The organism is Streptomyces sp. MBT53 (assembly GCF_016654115.1).
In the GTDB taxonomy this organism is placed as follows: domain Bacteria; phylum Actinomycetota; class Actinomycetes; order Streptomycetales; family Streptomycetaceae; genus Streptomyces.
In genome coordinates, this window is sequence record NZ_JAEQAZ010000076.1 from 1 (window position 1) to 25,424 (window position 25,424).

Sequence of the window (25,424 nt, forward strand, 5' to 3'; positions counted from 1 at the left end):
ACCCCCCACCACGGCACCTGGGAACCCACCCCCGCCGCCCGCTGGGAGGACGCCTACCTCAGTGGCAACGGTCGTCACGGTGCCCTCGTGTTCGGTGGTCCGGACGACGACCGTGTCATCGTCACCCATCACACCCTCGTCTGCCCCAACGGCGCCGAGCATGCCCGGCCCCCGCGCCTCGCCGCCCAACTCCGCGCGCTTCAAGACCGGTTGCTCGCCGGTGATCTCACCGCCGCGGAGGACTTCACGGACGGGCGTCCGCTGCAGTGGGTCCAGCCCTTCCATCCGGCCTTTCAGACCCGACTGCGCGGACGGTCGACGGCCGCCGGCGCGGGACGCGACTACCGCCGTTCCGTCGACTTCACCTCCGGTGAGGTCACCGCCCATCGCGGCGACCGGCGCAGCCGTGTGTTCGTCTCCCGTGCCGACGACGTGATCGTCCAGCACGTCACGGCCGCCGACCTCACCCTCGACCTCGCCCAGGAGCACGAACTCCCGGGTGCACCAGCCGGGTTGGTCGTCGGCCACGGCACGTTTCTGACCCCCGACGGCGCCCTGCTCAACCTCCGTGTCCGCTACCCCGACAGTGACCGCGCCTACACCGGGGTGACCCTGGCCGTGGTCACCGGCGGCACAACTCGACTCGCGCCGACCGGAGTTCGTATCACCGGCGCCACCGAGGTTCTGCTCCTCACCCGCGTGCGACGCCACGCCGGCGAACTGGATGTCGCGGTCGAGACCCGAGCTCTGCAAGCCCTACTGCCCGACGAGCGGCACGGCCATCGGTACGACACCCTCCTCGACCGTCACCTCGCCCTCCACCGCACGGCCTATGCCCGCGTCGCCCTCGACCTCCGGGCCGACACCACCGAACGCGCCTTCCCCGGCTCCGAGTTGCTCAAGCGACCGACCAGCCCCGCCCTCCTGGAACGCCTCTTCGCCGCGGGTCGCTACCACCTCCTCTCCGCCAGCGGCCTGCTGCCGCCCCGCCTCACCGGACTGTGGACCGGCGACTGGAACACGGCCTGGTCCGGCGCGTTCACGAACGACGCGAACCTCAACCTCCAGACCGCCTCCGCCGCGAGCGCGGCGCTCCCCGAAGTCACCGACGCCCTCGCCTCCCTGATCCATCGTCAGCTCGACGACTGGCGGGAGAACGCCCGTGCCGTCTTCGGCGCCCGGGGTGTCGTCGCGCCCGCGCACACCGACGGCGAGTCCGGGCTGTCGTACCACTTCAGTCGTGAGTACCCGCTGCACCTGTGGACCGCGGGCGCCGACTGGTTGCTCAAGCCGCTCGTCGACCACGACGAGACCCGTGGCGAACAAGACCCGCGCACCGCCGCCGCACTCGCCGAAGTCGCCCTGTTCTACGAGGACTTCCTGATCCGAGCAGACTCTGACGGCCAACTGGTCCTCGTCCCCTCCTACTCGCCCGAGAACCGTCCTGCGAACGGCAGTTGGGGTGCCGTCAACGCGGCGATGGACCTCTCCGCCGCCCGGCACGCGCTGCGCGCCGCCGCCGACTACCACCCGGGAACCCCGGACGCCGACCGCTGGCGCGCCCTCGCCGACCGGCTGCCGCCGCACCGGGTCAACTCCGAAGGCGCGCTGGCCGAATGGGCCTGGCCCGGGCTCGACGACAGTTACGACCACCGCCACCTCAGCCATCTCTACGGCGTCTGGCCCCTCGACGAGATCAACCCCTACGACACCCCGGAGCTCGCGGGAGCCGCCCACCGTGCCCTCCAACTCCGGGGCGCCGAGAACGACTCGGCGCACGGCCACCTCCACCACGCGCTCGTCGCCGCCCGGCTCCGCGACGGCGAACGGGTCGCGCACGCCCTCGGCCAGGTGCTCGGCGGCGACTTCTTCCACGCCTCTCTGATGAGCGCGCACTATCCGAACCGCGATGTCTACAACGCGGACGCCGCACACACCCTGCCCGGTGTGCTGATCGAGACGCTGGTGCAGTCGACGCCGGACCGGCTGGTCCTGCTGCCCGCGCTGCCGGCGGCGTATCCACAGGGCCAACTCACCGGCGTACGCACGAGGTTCGGGGCGGACATCGATCTGACCTGGACGCCTGACTCGGCCGTCGCGGTTCTCCGCCCCACCCGCACCCACCGCGTCGAACTGCGGACTTCCTCCGGCACTCAGCCGCTCGAACTCGTCGCCGGAGAAGACCGCGCCCTCACCCTGGGGGCGCGGTAGCCACACACAACTCCCCCCACCCATGGAAGGGACACCATGGCAACACGCACCCGCAGCAGGCTAGTTACGGCCCTGCTGGCCCCCGTCCTCGCGCTCGGCGCCACCGTCGGCCTCGCCTCGGCCCCCGCCTCCGCCGCCGTCTGGAGCTCCTGCGACCAGTGGGGCAGCACGACCCTGAACGGCTACACGCTCTACAACGACATCTGGGGCTCCGGCGCGGGCACCCAGTGCATCTGGGCCAACTCCGGCACCAACTGGGGAGTCACCGCCAACCACCCCAACACCGGCGGGATCAAGGCCTACCCCAACGCCAAGAAGGTGATCGGCAAGTCGATCACCTCGCTCGGCTCGCTCAAGAGCAGCTACAACGTCACGGTGCCGTCGTCCGGCGCGTACAACACGTCGTACGACATCTGGGACACCAACTACGCCTACGAGATCATGCTCTGGGTCAACAAGACCGGAGCGGTCGGCCCGCTCGGCACCTCGCAGGGCAGTCTGACGCTGGGCGGTTCCACCTGGACCGTCTACAAGGGCAACAACGGCAGCAACGACGTGTTCTCGTTCGTGCGCAGCTCCAACTCCTCGTCCGGCACGATCGACATCCTGCCGATCCTCAAGTGGATCAAGGACACCAAGGGCTGGTTCGGCAATGTGACCATCGGGGACCTGCAGTTCGGCTTCGAGATCACGTCCTCGTCCGGCGGCCTCGCCTTCACCACCAACAGTGAGAGCGTCACCAGCAGTTGACCCACCCCGGTACCGCTCAGCCGCCCGGTCCCCGCACCCCGCGGGGGCCGGGCGGCTCCGCGACGACGAGCGCGGCGACCCAGCAGCCGAGCGCGGCGAGCACGAGGCCGCCCACGGCCGGGTTGACGTAACCGGGAACCGTGCGGGTGACATAGCTTCCCCCGCCCGTCGTCTCGCAGACGAACCTGAGCGGGACGAAGTCCACGGAGTAGTCCACGACTTGGGCGGCTCTGGGGTCCTCCGGCCCGCCCTCCTGCCCGTCGGTCGTACGGCAGGGCAGTATCGGTGAGGAGTCGGCGCCGCCGTCCTCGGCCTGGAGCAGCGCGCCCAACACGTAGAGCAGACCCCACAGATACAGGGCGAACGCGGCCAGGCCCGCCGCCCCGGCGAGCTTGCGTAAGACCATCGCTGGAGTCCACCAGAACAAGATCGGCACGGCTGTGACGGAGCCCACAGTTCCGCGCAACGGAAGCGTCACGGCGGGCGGGACCGCCCGGAGGAGAGGTCCAACTCCCCTCCGAATGAGACCACTTCGCTACTCCGCGATCGGCAGCGTCGCCCCGTCCCGCAGGAACAGCGGGATACGGTCCAGCGGGGCGTCGACCGTCACGGCCGTGCCGCCCTCGTACGTCTCGCCCGTCCACGCGTCCGTCCACCAGGCGCCCGCCGGGAGATAGGCCGTACGGGCCGTGGCCCCGGCTGTGAGCACGGGGGCGACCAGCAGGTCCGGGCCGAAGAGGTAAGCGTCGTCGACCGACCAACTCGCCAGATCCTGCGGGAACTCCAGGAACAACGGCCGCATCACCGGCAGTCCTTCCTCGTGCGCGGCCCGCATCACATCGAGGACGTAGGGCCTCAGGCGTTCGCGCAGCCGCAGGTACTTCTCCAGGACGGGGAGGGCCCGATCGCCGTACGACCAGACCTCGTTGGGGCCGCCCGTCATGTCGGGGCCGAGCGGCATGCCCGGGTCGCGGAAGCCGTGCAGGCGCATCAGCGGCGACAGCGCGCCGAACTGGAACCAGCGGACCATGACCTCCTGGTACGCCGGGTCGTCCGGGTCGCCGCCGTGGAAGCCGCCGATGTCCGTGTTCCACCAAGGGATGCCCGACAGCGCGGTGTTGAGGCCGGCGGCTATCTGGCGGCGCAGGGTCGGGAAGTCGGTGCCGATGTCACCCGACCACAGCGCGGCGCCGTAGCGCTGACTGCCCGCCCACGCCGAGCGGTTGAGGGTGATGATCTCCGACTCGCCCTCGGACAGCAGTCCTTCGTGGAACGTACGGGAGTTCTCGGCCGGATAGATGTTGCCGACCTCCAGGCCCGGGCCCGCCCAATAGCGCAGGTTCTCCTGGAAGCCCGGCTTCAGCTCGGGTTCGCAGGCGTCCAGCCAGAACGCCGTGATGCCGTACGGTACAAGGTAGTTGTCGCGGATCTTCGACCACAGGAACTCGCGGGCCCCGGGGTTGGTCGCGTCGTAGAAGGCGACCTGGACGGTCGACGCGACGCCCTTGTCCGGCCAGTCGGCGTGGGCCATCGGCCCGTACTGGGTGCCGATCAGATGGCCGCGCTGCTCCAGCACCGAGTGGTTCTCGCTCAGCGGTGACACCGAGGGCCAGACGCTCACCACCAACTTGACGCCCAGCTCGTCGAGTTCACGCACCATCGCGGCCGGGTCGGGCCACTCCGCCGGGTCGAACTTCCAGTCGCCCAGGTGCGTCCAGTGGAAGAAGTCGCAGACGATGGCCGACAACGGCAGCTCTCGGCGCTTGTACTCCCGTGCCACGGCGAGGAGTTCGGCCTGGGTGCGGTAGCGCAGCTTGCACTGCCAGAAGCCCGCCGCCCACGTAGGCAGCATCGGCGTACGGCCCGTCACCGCGCTGTAGCGGCGCTGGCCGTCGGCCGGGTCGCCCGCGGTGATCCAGTAGTCGATCTGCCGGGCCGAATCGGCCACCCAGCGTGTGCCGTTGCCGGCCAGCTCCACGCGGCCGATCGCCGGGTTGTTCCACAGCAGGGTGTAGCCGCGGCTGGAGACGAGCACCGGGATGCCGACCTCGGCGTTGCGCTGGACCAGGTCGAGGACCAGCCCCTTCTGGTCCAACCGCCCGTGCTGGTGCTGCCCGAGGCCGTACAGCTTCTCGTCCTCGTAGGCGGCGAAGCGCTGCTCCAGGCGGTGGTGGCCGTTGCCGACCGCCGTGTAGAGCCGTGAGCCGGGCCACCAGAAGTGGGCACGGGCCTCCGCGAGGAGTTCGGCGGAGTCCTCGGTGCGCAGAAAGCGGATCAGGCCCTCGGCGTCGACGTGGACGGTCAACTCGCCCACGGTCAGCTGTGCTTCACCGTCGCCGATCTTGACCGAGCCGTCCGCGGCGGGAGGTTCGTCGAGAAGGGCGCCGGGGAGCCCGTCGAGGATCGGTCCGCCGAGCCGGGTCCGGACCCGGACCGCGTCCGGACCCCAGGGTTCGATCCGTACGGTCTCCTGACGGCCGCTCCACTCCAGCGCGCCGTCCCGCTCACGGAACGTTCCGACGGTGGGGGAGGACTGCGCGAGACTGACCTCGGACTGGATTTCGGCAGGCAGATTCACGAGGAGTGCTCCTGGAGGAAAGCAGACAGGGGTAACCGCACAAACACGTGGAGCGTGGCTGGTCAGGACGCTGACGGCGCCGCCCCCGTACTCGCCCGCACCGTCAACTCCGGTGCGATCAGCACGACTTCGTCACTGCCGCGGCCGTCCAGCTTGGCCACCAGGTGCTCCACGGCGTAACGCCCCATCTCCTGGGCGGGGATGGCGACGGACGTCAGCCGCACCGAGGCCTGGGTGGCGACCTGGTCGGGGCAGACCGCGACCACCGACACGTCCTCCGGCACGGCCCGGCCCTGCTGGCGCAGCAGGGCGAGCAGCGGCTCGACCGCCGACTCGTTCTGCACGACGAAGCCCGTGGTGCCGGGGCGCTCGTCGAAGATCCGGGCCAGTGTCACCGCCATCGCGTCGTACCCGCCCTCGCACGGCCGGTGCAGTACCCGCAGGTCCAACTCCCTTGCCCGGGAACGGAGTCCGTCCAGGGTGCGCTCGGCGAAACCGGTGTGCCGCTCGTAGACCGCGGGCGCCTCGCCGATGACAGCGATGTCGTGGTGACCGAGCTTCGCGAGGTGCTCGACGCACAGCGCGCCGGTCGCCCCGAAGTCGAGGTCGACGCAGGTCAGTCCGGTGGTGTCGGCGGGGAGGCCGATGAGCACGGACGGCTGGTCGGTGCCGCGCAGCAACGGCAGCCGCTCGTCGGCGAGTTCGACGTCCATCAGGATCATCGCGTCGGCGAGCCCGCTGCCGGTGACCCGGCGTACCGCGTCCGGGCCCTCCTCGCCGGTGAGCAGCAGCACGTCGTAGCCGTGCAGCCGGGCGGTGGTGGCCACGGCGATGGCGATCTCCATCATCACCGGTACGTACATGTCCGTGCGCAGCGGCACCATCAGCGCGATGATGTTCGACCGGCTGCTGGCCAGGGCGCGGGCGCCCGCGTTCGGGTGGTAGCCCAGCTCGCGGATGCTCTGCTCGACCCGCTGCCGGGTGGCTCCGGAGATGGACCGCTTGCCGCTGAGGACATAGCTCACCGTGCTCGCCGAGACTCCGGCGTGCTGGGCGACCTCGGCGAGGGTGACCATCCAGCTCTCCAAGCTTTGTGAAGCGCTTCGACAGTGCGCGTTGCTGACAAGGGCGAGTGAGGGTGGTTCGACATTAGCTTCAGGCGGTGTGGGTGTCCATAGGTTGTCGAAGCGCTTCGACACTTTCTCGTTCGGGGCCGTCCGGCGAGATTCTCCGCGAGGGAAGGCAACCTCCGGGCGGGTCGGCGGCCACTGGAAGGTCGTAGCGGCCGCTGACGGGCCGTAGACGAACCGTCCCCCGGAAGGACCCCCGATGCAACACCGCAGACCCCGTCTCTCGAAGAAGGCGAAGGTGCTGGCCGCCGCGTCGGTCGCGCTCACGGCGCTCGCCGGTGTGACCGTCGCGCAGGCGGGCGAGACGAGCAAGAAGTGCGGGGCCTTCGACACCGTCACGCTCGGCAAGTACTACGTGAACAACAACCTCTGGGGCCAGGACAAGGCCACCGGCAGTCAGTGCGTGTGGGACAACTCCCAGTCGGGGTCCACGATTTCGTGGGGTACGTCGTTCAGCTGGGCGAACAACAGCAAGGGCACCGACGCGGACGTGAAGTCGTACGCGAGCACCGTCCTCGGCTGGCACTGGGGCTGGAAGGTCGACAGGGCGACCACCGGACTGCCGATCCGCGTCGGCGACCGCAAGCCGGTGAGGACCAGCTGGGACTTCTCGCTCAGCTCCAACCCGGGCACCCTCGACGTCGCGTACGACCTGTGGCTGCACTCCAAGAACACCGCCGACTGGGCCGACCAGCCAACCGACGAGATCATGATCTGGCTCGACCGGCAGGGCGGCGCGGGCCCGCTCGGCACCAAGTACGGCAGCGTCAGCCTCGACGGCGCGATGTGGGACATCTACCAGGGCAACATCGGCTGGAACGTCTACTCCTTCGTGCGTCGGGCCAACACCACCAAGGCCACCCTCAACATGGACGACTTCACCCAGGCCCTGGTCCGCCGCAAGCTGCTCAGCAACGACAAGTACCTCTCCGGCATCGAGTCCGGCACCGAGGTCTTCAAGGGCTCGGGCCGCCTTGACACAAAGGCGTACTCCGTCGACATCGGCTGAACGGACGCGCGAAGGGTGGCTGCTTCGCGGCGGATCGGGTAGATACGAACGGGTAGCACCCATCGGTAACCACCGAGGGCCGAGGGTCCGATTCGCGGCGAGGTGAGCCTCATGTCCGCTCCACCCAGCAAACCCACCGTCACCGAGCGAGAAGCCCGCCAGGTGGCGGAGGCCGCCCGGGAACAGGACTGGCGCAAGCCCAGCTTCGCCAAGGAACTGTTCCTCGGCCGCTTCCGGCTCGACCTCATCCACCCCCACCCGCTCCCGCCCGACGAGGACGTGCGGCGCGGCGAGGAGTTCCTCGCCGAGCTGCGCGTCTTCTGCGAGACGGAGATCGACGCAGCCCGCATCGAACGCGAGGCCCGCATCCCCGACGAGGTCATCGCCGGCCTCAAGGAGCTCGGTGCCCTCGGCATGAAGATCGACACCAAGTACGGCGGTCTCGGCCTCACCCAGGTGTACTACAACAAGGCGCTGGCCCTGGCGGGCTCGGCCTGCCCGGCGGTCGGCGTGCTGCTCTCGGCGCATCAGTCGATCGGCGTACCGCAGCCGCTGAAACTCTTCGGCACCGACGAGCAGAAGGCCGAGTTCCTGCCGCGCTGCGCCCGCACCGACATCAGCGCCTTCCTGCTCACCGAGCCGGACGTCGGCTCCGACCCGGCCCGCCTGGCGACCAGCGCGGTGCGGGACGGGGACGCGTACGTCCTCGACGGCGTGAAGCTCTGGACCACCAACGGCGTGATCGCCGACCTCCTGGTCGTGATGGCCCGGGTGCCGAAGACCGAGGACAGCAGGGGCGGCATCACGGCGTTCGTCGTGGAGGCCGACTCGCCCGGCATCACCGTCGAGAACCGCAACGCCTTCATGGGCCTGCGCGGCATCGAGAACGGCGTCACCCGCTTCCACCAGGTCCGGGTCCCCGCCGCCAACCGCATCGGCCCCGAGGGCGCGGGCCTCAAGATCGCCCTCACCACCCTCAACACCGGCCGCCTCTCGCTGCCCGCGTCCTGCGTCGCGGCCGGCAAGTGGTGTCTGAAGATCGCCCGCGAGTGGTCGGCGGCCCGTGAGCAGTGGGGCAGGCCGATCGCCGAGCACGAGGCCGTGGGCAAGAAGATCTCGTTCATCGCGGCGACGACCTTCGCCCTGGAAGCGGTACTCGACCTCTCCTCGCAGATGGCGGACGAGGACCGCAACGACATCCGTATCGAGGGCGCCCTCGCCAAGCTCTTCGCCTCCGAGATGGGCTGGCTGATGGCCGACGAGCTGGTCCAGATCCGCGGCGGCCGGGGCTTCGAGACGGCGGAGTCCCTCGCGGCCCGCGGCGAGAAGGCCGTCCCCGCCGAACAGGTCCTCCGCGACCTCCGCATCAACCGCATCTTCGAGGGCTCGACGGAGATCATGCACCTCCTCATCGCCCGCGAGGCCGTCGACGCCCACCTCACGGTCGCCGGCGACCTCATCGACCCCGACAAGTCCCTCCAGGACAAGGCGAAAGCGGGCGCCAACGCGGGCGTCTTCTACGCCAAGTGGCTCCCGAAGCTGGTCGCGGGCAGCGGCCAACTCCCGGGCACCTACGGCGAGTTCCGGCACGGCATCGACCTCTCCAAGCACCTGCGCTACGTCGAACGCAACGCCCGCAAACTCGCCCGCTCCACCTTCTACGCCATGTCCCGCTGGCAGGGCCGGATGGAGACCAAACAGGGCTTCCTGGGCCGGATCGTCGACATCGGCGCGGAACTGTTCGCGATGAGCGCGGTCTGCGTACGGGCCGAACTCCTGCGCACCCAGGGCGAACACGGCCGCGAGGCCTACCAACTCGCAGACGCCTTCTGCCAGCAGTCCCGCATCCGGATCGAGGAACTCTTCGGCCGCCTGTGGACCAACACCGACGACCTCGACCGCAAGGTGGTCAAGGGAGTCATGGGCGGCGCGTACACCTGGCTGGAGGAGGGCATCGTCGACCCGTCGGGCGAGGGCCCGTGGATCGCCGACACGACCCCGGGCCCCTCCAAGGCGGAGAATGTGCACCGACCCGTCAACTAGCCCCGGATCAGCAGTACTTGTCGCTCGGATCCCGCGTCGTCCAGGAACAGGTGTCGACCTTGCTGCCGGTCGCTCTGGTCAGCGTCGCCGTGTCCTTGGTGTTGTTCCAGACGTACCAGCCGCGGTTCTGGTACGTGTTCGACGCGGTGTCCGTGCCCTTGCCGGTGTGCACCTTGATGTACTTGCCGGCGCCGATCTTGATGTTCTTGAAGACGTAGCGGTGGTTCGAGACGTCCTTGAGGACCCACCCCTTGAGGGAGATCGCCGACCGGCTGGTGTTCTTGATCTGCACCCACTCGGCGTTGAGGCTCGCGTTGGAGCCGTGGTCCGAGCCGGGGCTGTCGAACCAGACGCGGTAGATCGTGACCCCGCCGGCGGCCTCGGCCGGGGTGCTCAGCAGTGTGCCGGTGAGTATCGCGGCGCCCGCGAGCGCGGGCAGAACAGCGCGTATCCGCATGGAGAATCCCCCCAGGATGTCGTCCACTGGCCGGTCGTCCACCGGCGCAGGACTGAAGTGTTATCACATGACCTTCACGCCGTATTCACAAAGGGGGATTTCCCTTCAATCACCGACGAGAGCCGATAAGCCACCCGCCCGAGGGAACCGCTGTCCACCTGGCCACCCGTTGCGGCAACAATGGAGGGATGAGCGACAGTCCAGCACCCCTCGCCGACCCACATCTCGTCTACGACCCCGTCGTGGGCGACGGTCCCAAGGCCCTGGTGATCCTCGGCTCCACCGGGTCCATCGGCACCCAGGCCATCGACCTGGTGCTGCGCAACCCGGACCGTTTCCGGGTCACCGCACTCTCCGCCAACGGCGGCCGGGTCGGACTCCTCGCCGAGCAGGCGTACCGGCTCAGGGTGCGGACCGTCGCGGTCGCCCGCGAGGACGCCGTACCGGCACTGCGCGAAGCGCTCGCGGCGCAGTACGGCACCGGGGAGCCGCTCCCCGAGATCCTCGCCGGACCGGACGCGGCCACGCAGGTCGCGGCCTCCGACTGCCACACCGTGCTGAACGGCATCACCGGCTCCATCGGTCTCGCGCCCACCCTCGCCGCCCTGGAGGCGGGCCGCGTCCTCGCGCTCGCCAACAAGGAGTCGCTCATCGTCGGCGGCCCGCTGGTCAAGGCGCTTGCGAAGCCCGGCCAGATCATCCCGGTCGACTCCGAGCACGCGGCCCTCTTCCAGGCCCTCGCGGCCGGCACCCGCGCCGACGTCCGCAAGCTCGTCGTCACCGCGTCCGGCGGCCCCTTCCGCGGCCGTACGAAGGCGGAACTGGCGAACGTGACCGTCGCCGACGCCCTCGCGCACCCCACCTGGGCGATGGGCCCGGTGATCACGATCAACTCCGCGACCCTGGTGAACAAGGGGCTCGAAGTGATCGAGGCACACCTGCTGTACGACATTCCCTTCGATCGCATTGAGGTGGTCGTGCACCCGCAGTCGTATGTCCACTCGATGGTGGAATTCACGGACGGATCTACGATCGCCCAGGCGACGCCCCCCGACATGCGCGGGCCGATCGCCATCGGGCTCGGCTGGCCCGAGCGGGTCCCGGACGCGGCGCCCGCGTTCGACTGGAGCAAGGCCTCGACGTGGGAGTTCTTCCCGCTCGACACCGAGGCCTTCCCCTCCGTGGGCCTCGCCCGGCATGTGGGACAGCTCGCGGGCACGGCCCCGGCGGTGTTCAATGCGGCGAACGAGGAGTGCGTGGAGGCGTTCCGCGCGGGCGCGCTGCCGTTCAACGGAATCATGGAGACGGTGACACGGGTGGTCGAGGAACACGGGACACCGGCCACGGGAACCTCGCTCACCGTGCCGGACGTCCTCGAAGCGGAGACCTGGGCGCGCGCCCGGGCCCGCGAACTGACAGCGCAGACGACCACGGCGAACGCGGAGGCGCGTGCATGACAGCCCTGATGATGATCCTCGGCATAGTCGTCTTCGCGGTCGGCCTGCTGGTCTCGATCGCCTGGCACGAGCTGGGGCATCTCTCGACGGCGAAGCTCTTCGGCATCCGGGTGCCCCAGTACATGGTCGGCTTCGGCCCGACCATCTGGTCCCGGAAGAAGGGCGACACCGAGTACGGGTTCAAGGCCATCCCGTTCGGCGGCTACATCCGCATGATCGGCATGTTCCCGCCCGGCGACGACGGCCGGATCACCGCCCGCTCCACCTCGCCCTGGCGCAGCATGATCGAGGACGCCCGCTCGGCGGCCTTCGAGGAACTCCAGCCCGGCGACGAGACCCGCCTCTTCTACACCCGCAAACCCTGGAAACGGGTCATCGTGATGTTCGCGGGCCCGTTCATGAACCTCATCCTGGCGGTGGCGCTCTTCCTCACCGTCCTGATGGGCTTCGGGATCTCGCAGCAGACCAACACGGTCAGCTCGGTCTCCCAGTGCGTCATCGCGCAGAGCCAGAACCGCGACACCTGCAGGTCGACCGACCCGGCCTCCCCGGCCGCCGCGGCAGGCCTCAAGGCGGGCGACAAGATCCTCAGCTTCAACGGCGTCAAGACGACCGACTGGAACAAACTCTCCGACCTGATCCGCGCGGCCCCCGGCAAGACGGTCCCGATCGTCGTCGAGCGCAAGGGCCAGGAGGTCACCCTGCACGCGAAGATCGCGAGCAACCAGGTCGCCAGGAAGGACTCCAGCGGCCAGATCGTCCAGGGCAAGTACGTCACCGCCGGCTTCCTCGGCTTCAGCGCGGCCACCGGCATCGTCCGCCAGGACTTCGGCGACTCGGTCACCTGGATGACCGACCGCATGGGCGAGGCCGTCGACTCCATCGCGGCACTCCCCGGCAAGATCCCGGCCCTGTGGAACGCGGCCTTCGACGGCGCCCCCCGCCAGGCCGACTCCCCGATGGGCGTCGTAGGTGCGGCCCGCGTCGGCGGCGAGATCTTCACCCTCGACATCCCGCCCACCCAGCAGCTGGCCATGGCCCTGATGCTGGTAGCCGGCTTCAACCTCTCTCTCTTCCTCTTCAACATGCTCCCGCTGCTCCCGCTCGACGGCGGCCATGTCGCGGGCGCCCTGTGGGAGGCCCTGCGCCGGAACCTGGCGAAGGTGCTCAAGCGCCCGGACCCGGGCCCGTTCGACGTGGCGAAGCTGATGCCGGTCGCGTATGTCGTGGCAGGGATCTTCGTCTGCTTCACCCTGCTCGTCCTCGTGGCGGACGTGGTTAACCCGGTGAAAATCTCCTAGTCATCCGTAGTTTGTGGCGGCCTCACATCCTTGATGTGGGGCCGCCCTCCATTGAGTGGGTTTACGGCCGGGATGTGCTCGGGCCCGCACGGTTGACGTAATCTCGAAGCCTGGAGCCCGTTGTTCCGGGACCGGGGCCTTGATCCACGACTTGGGGTTGCACAGCAGATGACTGCGATTTCTCTCGGCATTCCGTCCGTTCCGACCAGGCTCGCCGAGCGCCGCAAGAGCCGGCAGATCCAGGTCGGGTCCGTGGCGGTCGGCGGCGACGCGCCGGTGTCCGTGCAGTCCATGACGACCACCCGTACGTCGGACATCGGAGCCACGCTCCAGCAGATCGCCGAGCTGACCGCGTCCGGCTGCCAGATCGTCCGCGTGGCCTGCCCGACCCAGGACGACGCCGACGCCCTCGCGACGATCGCCCGCAAGTCGCAGATCCCGGTGATCGCGGACATCCACTTCCAGCCGAAGTACGTGTTCGCCGCGATCGAGGCCGGCTGCGCGGCCGTCCGCGTGAACCCCGGCAACATCAAGCAGTTCGACGACAAGGTCAAGGAGATCGCGCGGGCCGCGAAGGACCACGGCACCCCGATCCGCATCGGCGTGAACGCGGGCTCGCTGGACAGCCGACTCCTGAAGAAGTACGGCAAGGCGACCCCCGAGGCGCTGGCCGAGTCCGCCCTCTGGGAAGCGTCCCTCTTCGAGGAGCACGGCTTCCAGGACATCAAGATCTCGGTCAAGCACAACGACCCGGTCGTCATGGTCGAGGCCTACCGCCAGCTCGCCGCCCAGTGCGACTACCCGCTCCACCTCGGCGTGACGGAGGCGGGCCCCGCGTTCCAGGGCACGATCAAGTCGGCGGTGGCTTTCGGCGCGCTGCTCAGCCAGGGCATCGGCGACACGATCCGCGTCTCCCTGTCGGCCCCGCCGGTGGAGGAGATCAAGGTCGGACTCCAGATCCTGGAGTCCCTGAACCTCAAGCCCCGCCGCCTGGAGATCGTCTCCTGCCCCTCCTGCGGCCGCGCCCAGGTCGACGTCTACAAGCTGGCCGAGGAGGTCACGGCGGGCCTGGAGGGCATGGAGGTCCCGCTGCGCGTGGCCGTCATGGGCTGCGTGGTGAACGGCCCGGGCGAGGCCCGCGAGGCCGACCTCGGCGTCGCCTCCGGCAACGGCAAGGGCCAGATCTTCGTCAAGGGCGAGGTCATCAAGACCGTCCCCGAGTCGAAGATCGTCGAGACCCTCATCGAGGAAGCGATGAAGATCGCCGAGCAGATGGAGGCGGACGGGGTGGCTTCGGGGGAGCCGACGGTCGCGGTGGCGGGCTGACAGGCGTGACTTCGTGATTGTCAGCCCGTCCGGCGCTTGAGGACGAGGCCGTCCAGGCCGAAAGCGGGGGCCTGGGGGCGGCAGCCCCCAGACGCCCACTTTCCCCACCCCCACTGAGAAGCGAGCCCCAACACAAGGCGGCACCGCTCAGCTTCCGCAGGTACAGTGCGGAGATCAGCAGACCCTCAGGGTGAGGTCCCGTACGTGTTGACCCAGACCACCTCTCGGGTGCTCGAACCGAGCGACCTGGAAGCCGCGCTCGCCGTGCTGGACCGCGAGCCGGTCACGAACGCCTTCGTGACCTCGCGGGTTCAGGTCGCCGGCCTGGACCCGTGGCGCCTCGGCGGCGAGATGTGGGGCTGGTACGAGGACGGCATGCTGACGTCCCTCTGCTACGCGGGCGCCAACCTCGTCCCGATCTGCGCCACCCCTCGCGCGATCCGCGCGTTCGCGGACCGCGCCCGCCGGGCCGGCCGCCGCTGCTCCTCGATCGTCGGCCCCGCAGAGGCCACCGCTCAGTTGTGGCGCCTGCTGGAACCGAGCTGGGGCCCGGCCCGAGAGGTCCGCGCTCACCAGCCCCTGATGGTCGCCGACCGCATGCCCACCGACATCGCTCCCGATCCCTACGTCCGTCGCATCCGCAAGGACGAGATGGAGACGATCATGCCGGCGTGCGTGGCGATGTTCACCGAGGAGGTCGGAGTCTCCCCGCTGGCAGGCGACGGCGGCCTTCTGTACCAGGCCCGAGTGGCCGAACTCGTGGGCTCCGGCCGCTCGTTCGCCCGCCTCGACGAGTACGGCAAGGTCGTCTTCAAGGCCGAGATCGGCGCCGCGACGACCCAGGCCTGCCAGATCCAGGGCGTGTGGGTGGCCCCCGAGTACCGGGGGATGGGGGTGGCGGCTCCGGCGATGGCATCGGTACTGCGCTACGCCCTCGCGGACGTGGCCCCGATCGTCAGCCTCTACGTCAACGACTTCAACACCCCGGCGAGAAGGGCGTACTTGAGGGTGGGCTTCCAGGAGGTCGGCGCCTTCATGAGCGTCCTGTTCTGAAAAGTCCTTCAGGGGCGCGGGGCTGTATCGATATGCGGCTCGGCCGCGTGGGCGCGATCAGCCACACACGGCCCGCACCCGAACGACAACCGCCACCCCCCTGTACTCTCCCCACATGCGATTTCCCGGTCACGGCCACCGCCACCCCGAAGACGTCGTGATCGGCCCCTTGGACCTTTCGGCCCGTGTGGACGAGGCCCTCGCAGTCCAAGCCATCGCCTTCGGCCTCGGTGCGGACGAAGTGGCAGTACGTCGCCAGATCGTCCTGCGCCATATGACCTACCCCGGTGCAAGAGCCCTCGGCGCCACCTCGGCGGAGCGTCTCGTGGGTTTCGTCTACGGCATGCCCAACAACCGCACCCACTGGTGGTCCACGGTCGTGGAGCCGTACCTCCGCTCCGGCGGTCACGACAGCTGGCTCGACGACTCCTTCGTGATCACCGAGCTGCACGTCCACCCGCACTTCCAGAACCGTGGCCTCGGCCGTTCCCTGATCACCACGATCACGGACGCCGCCGCCGAACCCCGCTCGATCCTCTCCGCGATCGACACGGACAGCCCGGCCCGCGGCCTGTACCGCTCCCTCGGCTACGAGGACCTGGCCCGCCAGGTCCTGTTTCCCAGCGCCCCGAAGCCGTACGCAGTGATGGGCGCCCCACTCCCGCTCCGCCGTCGCTAACCGATTTCCACCGGCACAGCGAGCCCGGCTAACCTCCTAGCCATCACCCTTTCCCGGCAGGAGTACAGGAACCATGGCGAACGCACCGGTCCAGCGCATGTCCCAGTTGATGGCGAAGACGCTGCGCGACGACCCGGCGGACGCCGAGGTCCTCAGTCACAAGCTGCTCGTGCGGGCCGGCTACGTCCGCCGTACCGCGGCCGGGATCTGGTCCTGGCTGCCCCTGGGCAAGAAGGTGCTGTCCAACGTCGAGCGGATCGTCCGTGAGGAGATGGACGCGATCGGCGCCCAGGAGGTGCTGCTTCCCGCGATCCTGCCCCGGGAGCCGTACGAGGCGACCGGCCGCTGGGACGAGTACGGCCCCGAGCTGTTCCGCCTCAAGGACCGCAAGGGCGGCGACTACCTCCTCGGCCCCACCCACGAGGAGATCTTCACGCTGATCGTGAAGGACCAGGCGTCCTCCTACAAGGATCTGCCGGTCATCCTCTACCAGATCCAGCACAAGTACCGCGACGAGGCCCGCCCCCGCGCCGGCATTCTCCGTGGCCGTGAGTTCCTCATGAAGGACTCGTACTCCTTCGACACCGAGGACGAGGGCCTCGCCCACTCCTACGCCCTGCACCGCCAGGCGTACCAGAAGGTGTTCGCGCGTCTGGGCCTCGACTACCGCATCTGCGCCGCGACCGCGGGCGCGATGGGCGGCTCCAAGTCGGAGGAGTTCCTCGCCCCGGCCGAGGCCGGCGAGGACACCTTCGCGGACTGCCCGAACTGCGACTTCGCCGCCAACACCGAAGCGATCACGTATGAGTTGACGTCCGTGGACGCGACCGACGTGCCCGCGCTCGAAGAGATCCCCACACCCGACACCCCCACCATCGAGACCCTCGCCGCCCACCTCGGCGTCGAGGCCTCCGCCACCCTGAAGAACCTCCTCGTGAAGGTCGACGGCGAGATCGTGGCCGTAGGAGTGCCCGGTGACCGCGAGGTCGACCTGGACAAGGTGGAGGCCCATTTCGCCCCCGCCGCAGTGGAGTTGGTGACGGCGGAGGACTTCACCGGCCGTCCCGACCTGGTGCGCGGCTACGTCGGTCCGCAGGGCCTGGGCGAGAAGGTCACGTACATCGCCGACCCGCGCGTGGCCCCCGGCACTTCGTGGATCACGGGCGCCAACAAGGAGGGCACGCACGCCAAGAACGTCGTCGCGGGCCGTGACTTCGAGGTCGACGCGTACGTCGACGTCGTGGTCGTCAACGAGGGCGACCCCTGCCCCAAGTGCGGCACCGGCCTCAAGCTCGACCGCGCCATCGAGATCGGCCACATCTTCCAGCTCGGCCGCAAGTACGCCGACGCCCTCAAGCTCGACGTCCTCGGCCAGCACGGCAAGCCGGTCCGCGTGACCATGGGCTCCTACGGCATCGGTGTCTCCCGCGCGGTGGCCGCCCTCGCCGAGCAGACCGCCGACGACAAGGGCCTGTGCTGGCCCGCCGAGGTCGCCCCGGCCGACGTCCATGTGGTCGCCGCGGGCAAGGCCCTGCAGACCGAACTCGCCCTGGACGTCTCGGAGAAGCTGCGTGAGGCCGGTCTGCGCGTCCTGGTCGACGACCGCGCCGGGGTCTCCCCGGGCGTGAAGTTCACCGACTCGGAGCTGATCGGCGTACCGAAGATCCTGGTCGCGGGCCGCCGTTCCGCCGAGGGCGTCCTGGAGCTCAAGGACCGCAGGACCGGCGAGCGCGAGGAACTGACCGTCGACGAGGCGATCGCGCGTCTGACCGCGCGGCCCGCCCTGTAAGAGATCTCTCAGGGAGTTCTGCGCAGGCGTATGGGCGCCTCACAGACTTCTCTCAGGCTGGTCCCCGACCGTAGTACGTGACAGAGCGTCACTGCGGAGGGGAACGGTCATGACAGTCAAGGAGCGTGGGGCCGCTACGGCGGTCCGCAGAGGCAAGCGGCGCATCGCGGCCGCCACCGCAGCGGTCACGCTGGCGGCGGCGGCCGGGGTGTTCGCCCTGGTCGGCACGTTGCAGTCGGACGCGGAAGCGGACACGACGGCGAGCAACACCGGCACGACGACCAGTTCGTCGTCGCCCTCGCCGTCGGCCTCTTCCACCGACTCGTCCAGCTCTTCCAACTCTTCCACGTCGGACAGCTCGTCCTCATCGTCTTCATCCTCCTCGTCGGACCTCCAGTCGTCCTCGTCCGGCGTGACGTCGTCCTCCGGCGGCTCCACCGACTCCACGTCGGGAGCGTCGTGATGACCACAACGACCCTGCGTACGACGGCCGCCGCCGACTGGCGCGCCCTCGGGACCGGCGTCCGGCTGGTCGTCACCGACCCGGCCCTCCTGGACTCCTGCAACCTGCTCCTCGCCCGGCATCTCGCCGAGGTCGACGCGGCCTGCAGCCGCTTCCGCGCCGACTCCGAACTGGCCGCGCTCGACGCGTCGTCGGGCCGCCCGGTGACGGTGAGCCCACTGCTCGCCGAGGCCCTCGCGGTCGCCCTGCGCGCCGCCGAGGCGACGGACGGCGCGGTCGACCCGACCGTCGGCTCCGCGATGAACGCCATCGGCTACGACCGCGACTTCACCCTCGTCCGCGAGGACGACCGCCCGGTCCGGCTCACCGTGAAACGCGCCCCGGGCTGGCGCATGATCGACCTCGACCGTACGACGGGCACGGTCTCCGTTCCGGCCGGCGTCCGCCTCGACCTCGGCGCCACGGCGAAGGCCTGGGCCGCCGACAAGGCAGCCGCGATGCTGGCCCAGGTGGCGGGCTGCGGAGTCCTGGTGAGCCTCGGCGGCGACACGGCCGTCGCGGGGGAGCCCCCGGCAGGCGGCTGGAACATCCGCGTCCAGGACGTCACCGGTTCCGTCGACGAGACGCCTACGCACGGCACGTACGCCACGATCGGCCTGCGCTCCGGCGGCCTCGCCACCTCGGGCACCTCCGCCCGCAACTGGCGCCGCAGCGGCCACGAACTGCACCACATCGTCGACCCGCGCACCGGCCTCCCCGTCCGCAGCCCCTGGCGCACGGTCTCGGTGGCGGCCGCCACCTGCGCCGACGCCAACGCGGCGAGCACGGCATGCCTGGTCAAGGGCGCGGGCGCCGAACGCTGGCTGACCCGCCTCGGCCTGCCGGCTCGCCTGGTCGCCCAGGACGGCACGGTCGTCACGACCCCGGGCTGGCCGACCTCGCTGGCGGCCGCCGCATGAACTCCGAAACCCTCTGGTACGCCAACCGCGCCACCGGAGCCGTCTGCCTGGTCCTGTTCACGGTCGTCGTCCTGCTCGGCATCGCGGTCCGCCTGCGCACCCGGCTCCCCGGACTGCCCCGCTTCGGCACGGTGAATCTCCACCGCGCCCTCTCCCTCTCCGCGACCGCCTTTCTGGCCCTGCACATCGCGGTGGCGGTGATCGACGGCTACGTGAACATCACCGTCCTGGACGCGGTCGTCCCCTTCGTCTCCGACTACCAGCCGCTCTGGCTCGGCCTCGGCACGGTCGCCCTGGACCTGCTGCTCGCGGTCCTGATCACCAGCCTCCTGCGCGAACGCATCGGCCACCGCACCTGGCGGGCGGTCCACTGGCTGGCGTACGCCTCCTGGCCGATCGCCCTGATCCACGGCATCGGCATCGGCACGGACACCGGCACCGACTGGATGACCTGGCTGACGGTCTCCTGCGTGGCCGCGGTGGTCGCCGCCTTCGCCATCCGCGTGGCCCACTCGTCCCGCGCCGCCCGCCGCACCCCCGCAGCCCTGCTCCGCACAGCCGAAGGAGCCCGCTCATGACCATGACCTTCACCGACGTCTACATGTCTCCCCGCCTCCTCGCCCCCGGCGGCACCGCGGCCGACCTCGCCACCCACGAACAGCGCTACGGCCCACTGTCGTACGGCGATCCCGACGGCCTCCTGAGAACCGTCGCCGAATCCGGCCTCACCGGACGCGGAGGCGCCGCGTTCCCGATGTACCGCAAGCTCGTCGCGGTGGCCGACGCGAGCCGCCGTACGGGCCGCGCACCCGTGGTCGTGGCGAACGGCGCGGAGGGCGAACCGGCCAGCCGCAAGGACAAGACCCTCCTGCGCCTCTCACCCCATCTCGTCCTGGACGGGCTGCAGTTGGCGGCCAGGGCGGTCGGCGCGGGGGAGGCCCACCTGGCGGTGGAGGACGGCGCGTCCTACCTGGAGTCGGCCTTGTCCCAACGCAACGACCCGCTGAACGTGAAGGTGATCCGCCTCCCCAAACGCTTCCTCTCCGGCCAGGCCTCGGCACTCGCCCAGTACGTCTCCGGGAACGCCCCGCTGCCCCGCCACCAGCGCCCACCGGTCCGCGAACGCGGGGTGCGCAAGGCGCCGACGCTCGTCCAGAACGTCGAGACCCTGGCCCACCTCGCCCTGGTCGCCCGCTACGGCGCCGACTGGTTCCGCAGCGCGGGCACCCCCACCCAGCCCGGCAGCACGCTCTGCACCCTGCATGTGCCGGGCCGCGAAGTCCGGGTCGTGGAAGCCCCGTTCGGACTCCCGCTGGACCGCCTGCTCCCGCTCCAGGGCATGTCGGCGGTCCTCGTCGGCGGCTACCACGGCACGTGGGTATCAGCCACCGAAGCAGCCCAACGCACGCTGGACGCGGGGAACTTGGGGGCGGGCGTCCTGGCCGCACTCCCCACCACCCGCTGCGGAGTGGCCGAAACCGCCCGCGTCCTGCGCTACTTGGCCCTCCAGTCGGCCGGCCAGTGCGGCCCCTGCCTCAACGGCCTCCCGCGCATCGCCTCCGCGTTCCGCACCCTGGCCACACCTGGCCCGCAGTTCAACACCCGCCAGGACGTGGCCCGTTGGTCCGGCCTGATCGAGGGCCGAGGCGCCTGCCACCACCCCGACGGCACGGTCCGCCTGGTCCGCAGTGCGTTGACCACGTTCGCGACCGAACTCGACGCCCACGCAAGGGGTTTGTGCACGGCGACCGACCCCACCCCCCTGCTCCCGATCCCGAACGAGGCCCACTGACCATGGACCAACAACAGATCGACATCGACTGGACGGCATGCCAGGGCCACGGCCTGTGCGCGGAACTGCTCCCCGACCACATCACTCTCGACGAGTGGGGCTACCCCCTGGTGGATGGCTCTCCCATTTCACCGCGAGCTTTGAAACGAGCCCGCAAAGCAGCGTCAGACTGCCCGGCCCTGGCTTTGAAACTAACGGTGACTGGGGCGCCCCGATAGGGGCGCGGGGCTGTATCGATTTGCGGCTCCGCCGCGTGGGCGCGACCAGCCACAACGGACCCGCAGCCAAAGAACTGCCCTAAAGCCACCCAGCAAATTCCAGCAACAACTCAGCATCCCGAGGCCGCCCCACCCGAAGCGCCCGCACCCCGGACTCAACGGCCCGGAACAACGTCCACCCCCGCAACCGCTCCTGATCCACATCCAACGACTCGGCAAGTCGCTTGACCCGCCGCCGAGTTGTAGACGCTCCCGAAGGCGTGGCGATCAGATCCTCCACCCGATCCCGCACCAGCCGAGCCAGATCGAACGCACACTCACCCACCACAGGATCCGGCCCCACGGCCAACCACGGCACCCGATCCCCGGCCAGCACCTTGCTCTGCCGAAACGTCCCGTGCAGCAACCGCTGCTCCGGCGGCGCGGCCAACAACTCGTCACGAGCATCCAGTGCCGCCGAGACCAGCGCGGCGACCTCCGCCCCGCCGCCCTTCATCGCCGCGGCCTGCCGCCCGGTCCGCTCGGCCACCGTCTCGAACGCGTGATCCCCCGGCGGCTCCACCCACAGCCGCCGCAACGTCCCCGCCGCCTCCAGCAACGCCTTCGCCTCCGGCAACGACCGCACCGACACATCGGGATGCAACCGCTCCAGCAGCAGCACGCCTTCACCGGGCGCCGCCGTCTCGACCAGCTGCACGGCCCCCCGCCCGCCCCAGTGCGCGAGCGCGGCCCGCTCGCTCTCCGGCCGGGCCCGGCGCGGGGCCAGCTTCAGCACCGCAGGGGTCCCGTCGGCCCGCCGTACCAGCACGACCAGGCTGCTGCGCCCGCCGGGCACCTGCACCCGTTCGGCGGTCAACTCGCGTAGATCGACGGCCTGTTGGGCCACCTCGGGCAGCTTCTCCAACCAGTCGTCACCGCTCGGTGCCGTCTCACCGAGCGCCCTCACCAGACGCTGCGGCGGTTCGAAAGCCATGCGCGAGTTGTTCCCTTCAGCTGGTCCTGCGGCCCGGTGCGGTGTTACGCCGTGGGTGTCGCCGAGGCCGTGGGGGTCGCGGCCCGCTCGGCGAGACCAGGGAAGGGTACGCTCCCGCCGCGCCAGCGCACCGCGCGGACCGCCGCTTCCCGCAGCGCCTCCGCGGCCGTACCGCGCACCCCGCCCGTGGACGCCCGCACCAGGTCGGAGTAGACCCCGGCGACCCGTTCCTCCAGCTCGGCGGCGAGCCGTACCGCGGCGGCCGAGTCCGGCACCGGGAACGGCAGCGCGTACGCGGCCGACGCGGCGACCGGCTTGCCGCCCAGGTCCCGTACCTCCCGGACCAGGGCGTCCCGCCGGGCCCGGTGACCGTCGTAAGCCGCCTTGGCCTCGGTGCGCCGGCCCTCACGGATACGGCCGCCGACCACGCCGTAGCCGTAGACCGCCGCGTGCTCGGCGGCCAGTGCCGCCTGCAGTGCGGTCAGTTCCACGGCCTTCTCCTCGCTCACTTGGCATCCTCCGTCAGCAGATACGCGTGCCCGGCCCCGGCCGCGGCCACCGAGGCCAGCAGCCGGGCCAGCTCGCCCGGTACGTCGAGCAGGGCCTTGGCCCGCTGGTCGGCGAGGCTCCGCTCGGCGGCGGCCAGCCCGGCGAGGGCCTCGCTCGCGGTCGCGGGAACGGCGGAGGCCGACGCCGACGCCGTAGCCGTAGCCGACGGCGCGGCAGTGGCCGTAGAAGATGGCGTGGAACCGCTGCCCCCGAAGGCCGTCGCGTGTCGGACGACCTCCGCGCGGAGCGGGTTCAGGCGCTCCGCGAGCGTCGGGTGGGCGGCGAGTACCGCGTCGTAGTGCTGGAGCAGGGTCTCGCTGTCGGTGGTGGCCCGCGCGCGTGCGCGTTCCGCGGCCGAAGGGCTGCCCGCGGTGTTCTCGGTGTCGTCGCCGTCGGTGGAGCAGCCCACCAGGAGCGCGGCTCCGGCGGCCGAGGCGAGCAGGCTCCTTCTGCGCGGTCCCGTGAGGGTGCGCGGAGGTGGGGGGAACGGCACGGCGGATCGTCCTCGGGGGGCTCGTACGAACGAAAACACGGGAAGGGCTGCGCGCCCGTGATCACGGTACCCGCGCACCCGCCCGGTGGCAGTCACCGGCACCGGTCGGCCAGCAGGTGGGCGGCAACAGGCTCTGGGACCGGATACCCTTTGAGCAGACACGCGCCCTACCCACAACAGCACACGCGGCCGAGGAGTCACCCGGATGAGCACGACCCAGAGCGAGAGGCTGCGAGTACTGCTGGAACCGCTCGTCAGCTCCCAGGGACTCGATCTCGAAGAGGTCGAAGTGGACTCGGTGGGACGTAAGCGGGTGCTGCGCGTGGTCGTCGATTCCGACACGGGTGCTGATCTGGACCAGATCGCGGATGTGAGCCGCGCGCTCTCCGCGAAGCTCGACGAGACCGACGCGATGGGCGCGGGTGAATACACCCTTGAGGTCGGGACGCCCGGTGCCGAGCGTGAACTCACCGAGCACCGTCACTACGTGCGCGCCACCGACCGGCTGGTGAAGTTCCAGCTGGCCGAGAGCGGTGAGCTGGTCGCCCGGATCCTCGACGTGGACGACGACGGCATCGCTGTGGAAGTGCCCGGCGTGAAGGGGCGCAAGCCCACCGCCAAGCGGCTCGCCTTCGCGGATGTCGTCAAGGCCCGCGTGCAGGTCGAGTTCAACCGTAAGAACAAGAACGACGACAACGAAGACAACGAAGAGAACGCAGAGGAGGCGTAGCCGTGGACATCGACATGAGTGCCCTGCGGGGCCTGGTACGGGAGAAGGAGATCTCCTTCGACCTGCTGGTCGGAGCGATCGAGTCGGCCCTCCTCATCGCCTACCACCGCACCGAGGGAAGCCGCCGCCACGCGCGCGTGGTGCTCGACCGTGAGAACGGCCATGTGACGGTCTGGGCGAAAGAGGACCCCGAGGACCTGGAGGAGGGCGAGGAGCCGCGCGAGTTCGACGACACCCCGTCCGACTTCGGCCGGATCGCCGCCACCACCGCCAAGCAGGTCATCCTGCAGCGGCTGCGGGACGCCGAGGACGAGGTGACGTTCGGCGAGTTCGCCGGCCGTGAGGGCGACATCGTCGCCGGTGTGGTCCAGCAGGGCCGCGACCCGAAGAACGTGCTCGTCGACATCGGCAAGCTGGAGGCCATCCTGCCGGTGCAGGAGCAGGTGCCGGGCGAGGAGTACCCGCACGGGCTGCGGCTGCGGTCGTACGTCGTCCGGGTGGCGAAGGGCATGCGCGGTCCGTCCGTGACCCTGTCCCGTACGCACCCCAACCTGGTGAAGGCGCTGTTCGCCATGGAGGTGCCGGAGGTCGCCGACGGGTCGGTGGAGATCGCCGCCATCGCGCGCGAGGCCGGCCACCGTACGAAGATCGCCGTCCGCTCCACCCGCAGCGGTCTGAACGCCAAGGGCGCCTGCATCGGCCCGATGGGCGGCCGGGTGCGCGCGGTGATGGGCGAGCTGCACGGCGAGAAGATCGACATCGTCGACTGGTCGGACGACCCGGCCGAGATGGTGGCCAACGCGCTGTCCCCGGCGCGGGTCTCCAAGGTCGAGGTGGTGGACCTCGCGACCCGCTCCGCGCGCGTCACGGTGCCGGACTACCAGCTGTCCCTCGCCATCGGCAAGGAAGGGCAGAATGCCCGGCTTGCGGCCCGCCTCACCGGCTGGCGGATCGACATCCGTCCGGACACCGAACAGCCGTCCGACCAGCCAGGGGAATAGTTCTCGGCCGCCAGTGGCTTAGATCACGACAACAGCCGTTCGATTCTTGCCCCGAAGGGGTGAGGTCGGTGCGGGGAGGTAGACTTAGACGTGTCTGGCCGGACGCGAGCCCGCGCATGCCCTGAACGCACCTGTGTGGGGTGTCGGGAGCGAGCGGCCAAGAAGGAACTGCTGCGCATCGTGGCGGTCGAGGGCGAATGCGTCCCCGATCATCGCGGTACGCTGCCCGGCCGGGGCGCATATCTGCACCCCGCCCTGGTCTGTCTCGACCTGGCGGTACGCCGCCGGGCGTTCCCACGGGCGCTGCGTGCCCAGGGGACGCTCGACACAAAGGCGTTGCGTCTCTCCGTCGAGCAGGCAACACCGTAAGAGCGAGTCGTACGGAACCTCCGTACGGCCCGGTATTCCGCGAGTTGGAAGTAGGTCGAGATTGCGATGAGCACTCGATGAGCACGCGATGAGT

At 70.0% G+C, this 25,424-nt stretch carries 25 protein-coding genes; 17 read left to right on the plus strand and 8 right to left on the minus strand.

The features are described 5' to 3' along the window. Positions 1 to 2,211, plus strand: a 2,211-nt coding sequence (locus JHN45_RS26080; protein ID WP_201050856.1) for a glycoside hydrolase N-terminal domain-containing protein, incomplete at its 5' end; no start/stop codon positions are given. Between the two features lie 36 nt (positions 2,212 to 2,247). After that, entirely contained in the window at positions 2,248 to 2,961 is a 714-nt protein-coding gene (locus JHN45_RS26085; RefSeq protein WP_201050857.1) for a hypothetical protein, read from the plus strand. 16 nt (positions 2,962 to 2,977) lie between these two features. Here the strand turns inward: JHN45_RS26085 and JHN45_RS26090 are convergent, their stop codons facing one another. From JHN45_RS26090 to JHN45_RS26100, 3 genes are all read right to left on the minus strand, one after another. Further along, complete coding sequence (locus JHN45_RS26090; protein ID WP_200714776.1) at positions 2,978 to 3,367, minus strand: hypothetical protein; 390 nt, start codon at positions 3,365 to 3,367, stop codon at positions 2,978 to 2,980. A gap of 129 nt (positions 3,368 to 3,496) precedes the next feature. Beyond that, entirely contained in the window at positions 3,497 to 5,539 is a 2,043-nt protein-coding gene (locus tag JHN45_RS26095; RefSeq protein ID WP_201050858.1) for a glycoside hydrolase family 31 protein, read from the minus strand. Positions 5,540 to 5,601: 62 nt separating this feature from the next. Further along, positions 5,602 to 6,615 carry a LacI family DNA-binding transcriptional regulator gene (locus JHN45_RS26100; protein WP_201050859.1) on the minus strand — a complete coding sequence of 338 codons (1,014 nt, stop codon included), beginning with the start codon at positions 6,613 to 6,615 and terminating at the stop codon, positions 5,602 to 5,604. Positions 6,616 to 6,868: 253 nt separating this feature from the next. Here JHN45_RS26100 and JHN45_RS26105 point away from each other — a divergent pair, with 253 nt between their 5' ends. Together JHN45_RS26105 and JHN45_RS26110 are read left to right on the plus strand one after the other, a co-directional pair. Beyond that, a complete protein-coding gene (locus JHN45_RS26105; RefSeq protein ID WP_201050860.1) occupies positions 6,869 to 7,678 on the plus strand; it encodes an endo-1,4-beta-glucanase in 810 nt (269 codons plus the stop codon). Positions 7,679 to 7,789: 111 nt separating this feature from the next. Continuing rightward, complete coding sequence (locus JHN45_RS26110; protein ID WP_201050861.1) at positions 7,790 to 9,721, plus strand: acyl-CoA dehydrogenase family protein; 1,932 nt, start codon at positions 7,790 to 7,792, stop codon at positions 9,719 to 9,721. A 7-nt stretch (positions 9,722 to 9,728) separates the two neighbouring features. On the opposite strand, the gene JHN45_RS26115 is transcribed toward JHN45_RS26110, so the two are convergent. Continuing rightward, complete coding sequence (locus tag JHN45_RS26115) at positions 9,729 to 10,178, minus strand: lamin tail domain-containing protein (RefSeq protein ID WP_200714780.1); 450 nt, start codon at positions 10,176 to 10,178, stop codon at positions 9,729 to 9,731. A gap of 188 nt (positions 10,179 to 10,366) precedes the next feature. On the opposite strand from JHN45_RS26115, the gene dxr reads away from it, so the two are divergent. The 6 genes from dxr (at position 10,367) to JHN45_RS26145 (ending at position 17,783) form a co-directional block, all read left to right on the plus strand. Further along, positions 10,367 to 11,635 carry a 1-deoxy-D-xylulose-5-phosphate reductoisomerase gene (dxr, locus tag JHN45_RS26120; protein WP_201050862.1) on the plus strand — a complete coding sequence of 423 codons (1,269 nt, stop codon included), beginning with the start codon at positions 10,367 to 10,369 and terminating at the stop codon, positions 11,633 to 11,635. 8 nt (positions 11,636 to 11,643) lie between these two features. Further along, positions 11,644 to 12,936 carry an RIP metalloprotease gene (locus tag JHN45_RS26125; RefSeq protein ID WP_200714801.1) on the plus strand — a complete coding sequence of 431 codons (1,293 nt, stop codon included), beginning with the start codon at positions 11,644 to 11,646 and terminating at the stop codon, positions 12,934 to 12,936. Positions 12,937 to 13,104: 168 nt separating this feature from the next. Then, the gene (ispG, locus tag JHN45_RS26130; protein WP_200714782.1) at positions 13,105 to 14,262 is read left to right on the plus strand and encodes a flavodoxin-dependent (E)-4-hydroxy-3-methylbut-2-enyl-diphosphate synthase; all 1,158 of its coding nucleotides are present in this window, start codon (positions 13,105 to 13,107) and stop codon (positions 14,260 to 14,262) included. Between the two features lie 204 nt (positions 14,263 to 14,466). Continuing rightward, positions 14,467 to 15,315: a GNAT family N-acetyltransferase gene (locus JHN45_RS26135; RefSeq protein ID WP_200714783.1), complete on the plus strand. Its 849-nt coding sequence runs from the start codon at positions 14,467 to 14,469 to the stop codon at positions 15,313 to 15,315. 115 nt (positions 15,316 to 15,430) lie between these two features. Next, entirely contained in the window at positions 15,431 to 15,994 is a 564-nt protein-coding gene (locus JHN45_RS26140; RefSeq protein WP_200714784.1) for a GNAT family N-acetyltransferase, read from the plus strand. Positions 15,995 to 16,067: 73 nt separating this feature from the next. After that, positions 16,068 to 17,783 carry a proline--tRNA ligase gene (locus JHN45_RS26145; protein WP_201050863.1) on the plus strand — a complete coding sequence of 572 codons (1,716 nt, stop codon included), beginning with the start codon at positions 16,068 to 16,070 and terminating at the stop codon, positions 17,781 to 17,783. 39 nt (positions 17,784 to 17,822) lie between these two features. On the opposite strand, the gene JHN45_RS26150 is transcribed toward JHN45_RS26145, so the two are convergent. After that, positions 17,823 to 18,230 carry a hypothetical protein gene (locus JHN45_RS26150; protein ID WP_200714786.1) on the minus strand — a complete coding sequence of 136 codons (408 nt, stop codon included), beginning with the start codon at positions 18,228 to 18,230 and terminating at the stop codon, positions 17,823 to 17,825. 15 nt (positions 18,231 to 18,245) lie between these two features. Between JHN45_RS26150 and JHN45_RS26155 the strand changes: the two genes are divergently transcribed. From JHN45_RS26155 to JHN45_RS26170, 4 genes are read left to right on the plus strand one after another with little or no spacing between them, the layout of a single operon-like run. Continuing rightward, the gene (locus JHN45_RS26155) at positions 18,246 to 19,205 is read left to right on the plus strand and encodes an FAD:protein FMN transferase (protein ID WP_201050864.1); all 960 of its coding nucleotides are present in this window, start codon (positions 18,246 to 18,248) and stop codon (positions 19,203 to 19,205) included. Then, the gene (locus tag JHN45_RS26160; RefSeq protein ID WP_201050865.1) at positions 19,202 to 19,783 is read left to right on the plus strand and encodes a ferric reductase-like transmembrane domain-containing protein; all 582 of its coding nucleotides are present in this window, start codon (positions 19,202 to 19,204) and stop codon (positions 19,781 to 19,783) included. Before JHN45_RS26155 ends, JHN45_RS26160 begins: the two co-directional genes overlap by 4 nt. Further along, positions 19,780 to 20,997, plus strand: a complete 1,218-nt coding sequence (locus JHN45_RS26165) for an NADH-ubiquinone oxidoreductase-F iron-sulfur binding region domain-containing protein (protein ID WP_201050866.1) — start codon at positions 19,780 to 19,782, stop codon at positions 20,995 to 20,997. The genes JHN45_RS26160 and JHN45_RS26165 overlap by 4 nt, the downstream gene beginning before the upstream one ends. Before the next feature lie 2 nt (positions 20,998 to 20,999). Next, a complete protein-coding gene (locus JHN45_RS26170; protein ID WP_200714790.1) occupies positions 21,000 to 21,215 on the plus strand; it encodes a ferredoxin in 216 nt (71 codons plus the stop codon). A 79-nt stretch (positions 21,216 to 21,294) separates the two neighbouring features. Here JHN45_RS26170 and JHN45_RS26175 read toward each other — a convergent pair whose 3' ends face one another. From JHN45_RS26175 to JHN45_RS26185, 3 genes are read right to left on the minus strand one after another with little or no spacing between them, the layout of a single operon-like run. Continuing rightward, positions 21,295 to 22,188, minus strand: coding sequence for an aminoglycoside phosphotransferase family protein (locus JHN45_RS26175; protein WP_201050867.1), 894 nt, complete (start codon positions 22,186 to 22,188; stop codon positions 21,295 to 21,297). Between the two features lie 44 nt (positions 22,189 to 22,232). After that, positions 22,233 to 22,697 carry a ferritin-like domain-containing protein gene (locus JHN45_RS26180; protein ID WP_201050868.1) on the minus strand — a complete coding sequence of 155 codons (465 nt, stop codon included), beginning with the start codon at positions 22,695 to 22,697 and terminating at the stop codon, positions 22,233 to 22,235. Continuing rightward, entirely contained in the window at positions 22,694 to 23,230 is a 537-nt protein-coding gene (locus JHN45_RS26185) for a hypothetical protein (protein WP_201050869.1), read from the minus strand. Before JHN45_RS26185 ends, JHN45_RS26180 begins: the two co-directional genes overlap by 4 nt. Before the next feature lie 205 nt (positions 23,231 to 23,435). Between JHN45_RS26185 and rimP the strand changes: the two genes are divergently transcribed. The 3 genes from rimP to JHN45_RS26200 all read left to right on the plus strand — a co-directional run bounded on the left by rimP (position 23,436) and on the right by JHN45_RS26200 (position 25,330). Beyond that, positions 23,436 to 23,960 (plus strand): ribosome maturation factor RimP, encoded by a 525-nt coding sequence (gene rimP / locus JHN45_RS26190; protein ID WP_201050870.1) that lies wholly within the window; start codon positions 23,436 to 23,438, stop codon positions 23,958 to 23,960. A 2-nt stretch (positions 23,961 to 23,962) separates the two neighbouring features. After that, entirely contained in the window at positions 23,963 to 24,961 is a 999-nt protein-coding gene (gene nusA, locus JHN45_RS26195) for a transcription termination factor NusA (RefSeq protein WP_019074814.1), read from the plus strand. Between the two features lie 90 nt (positions 24,962 to 25,051). Beyond that, positions 25,052 to 25,330 carry a YlxR family protein gene (locus JHN45_RS26200; RefSeq protein ID WP_200714795.1) on the plus strand — a complete coding sequence of 93 codons (279 nt, stop codon included), beginning with the start codon at positions 25,052 to 25,054 and terminating at the stop codon, positions 25,328 to 25,330. Positions 25,331 to 25,424: the final 94 nt, after the last annotated feature.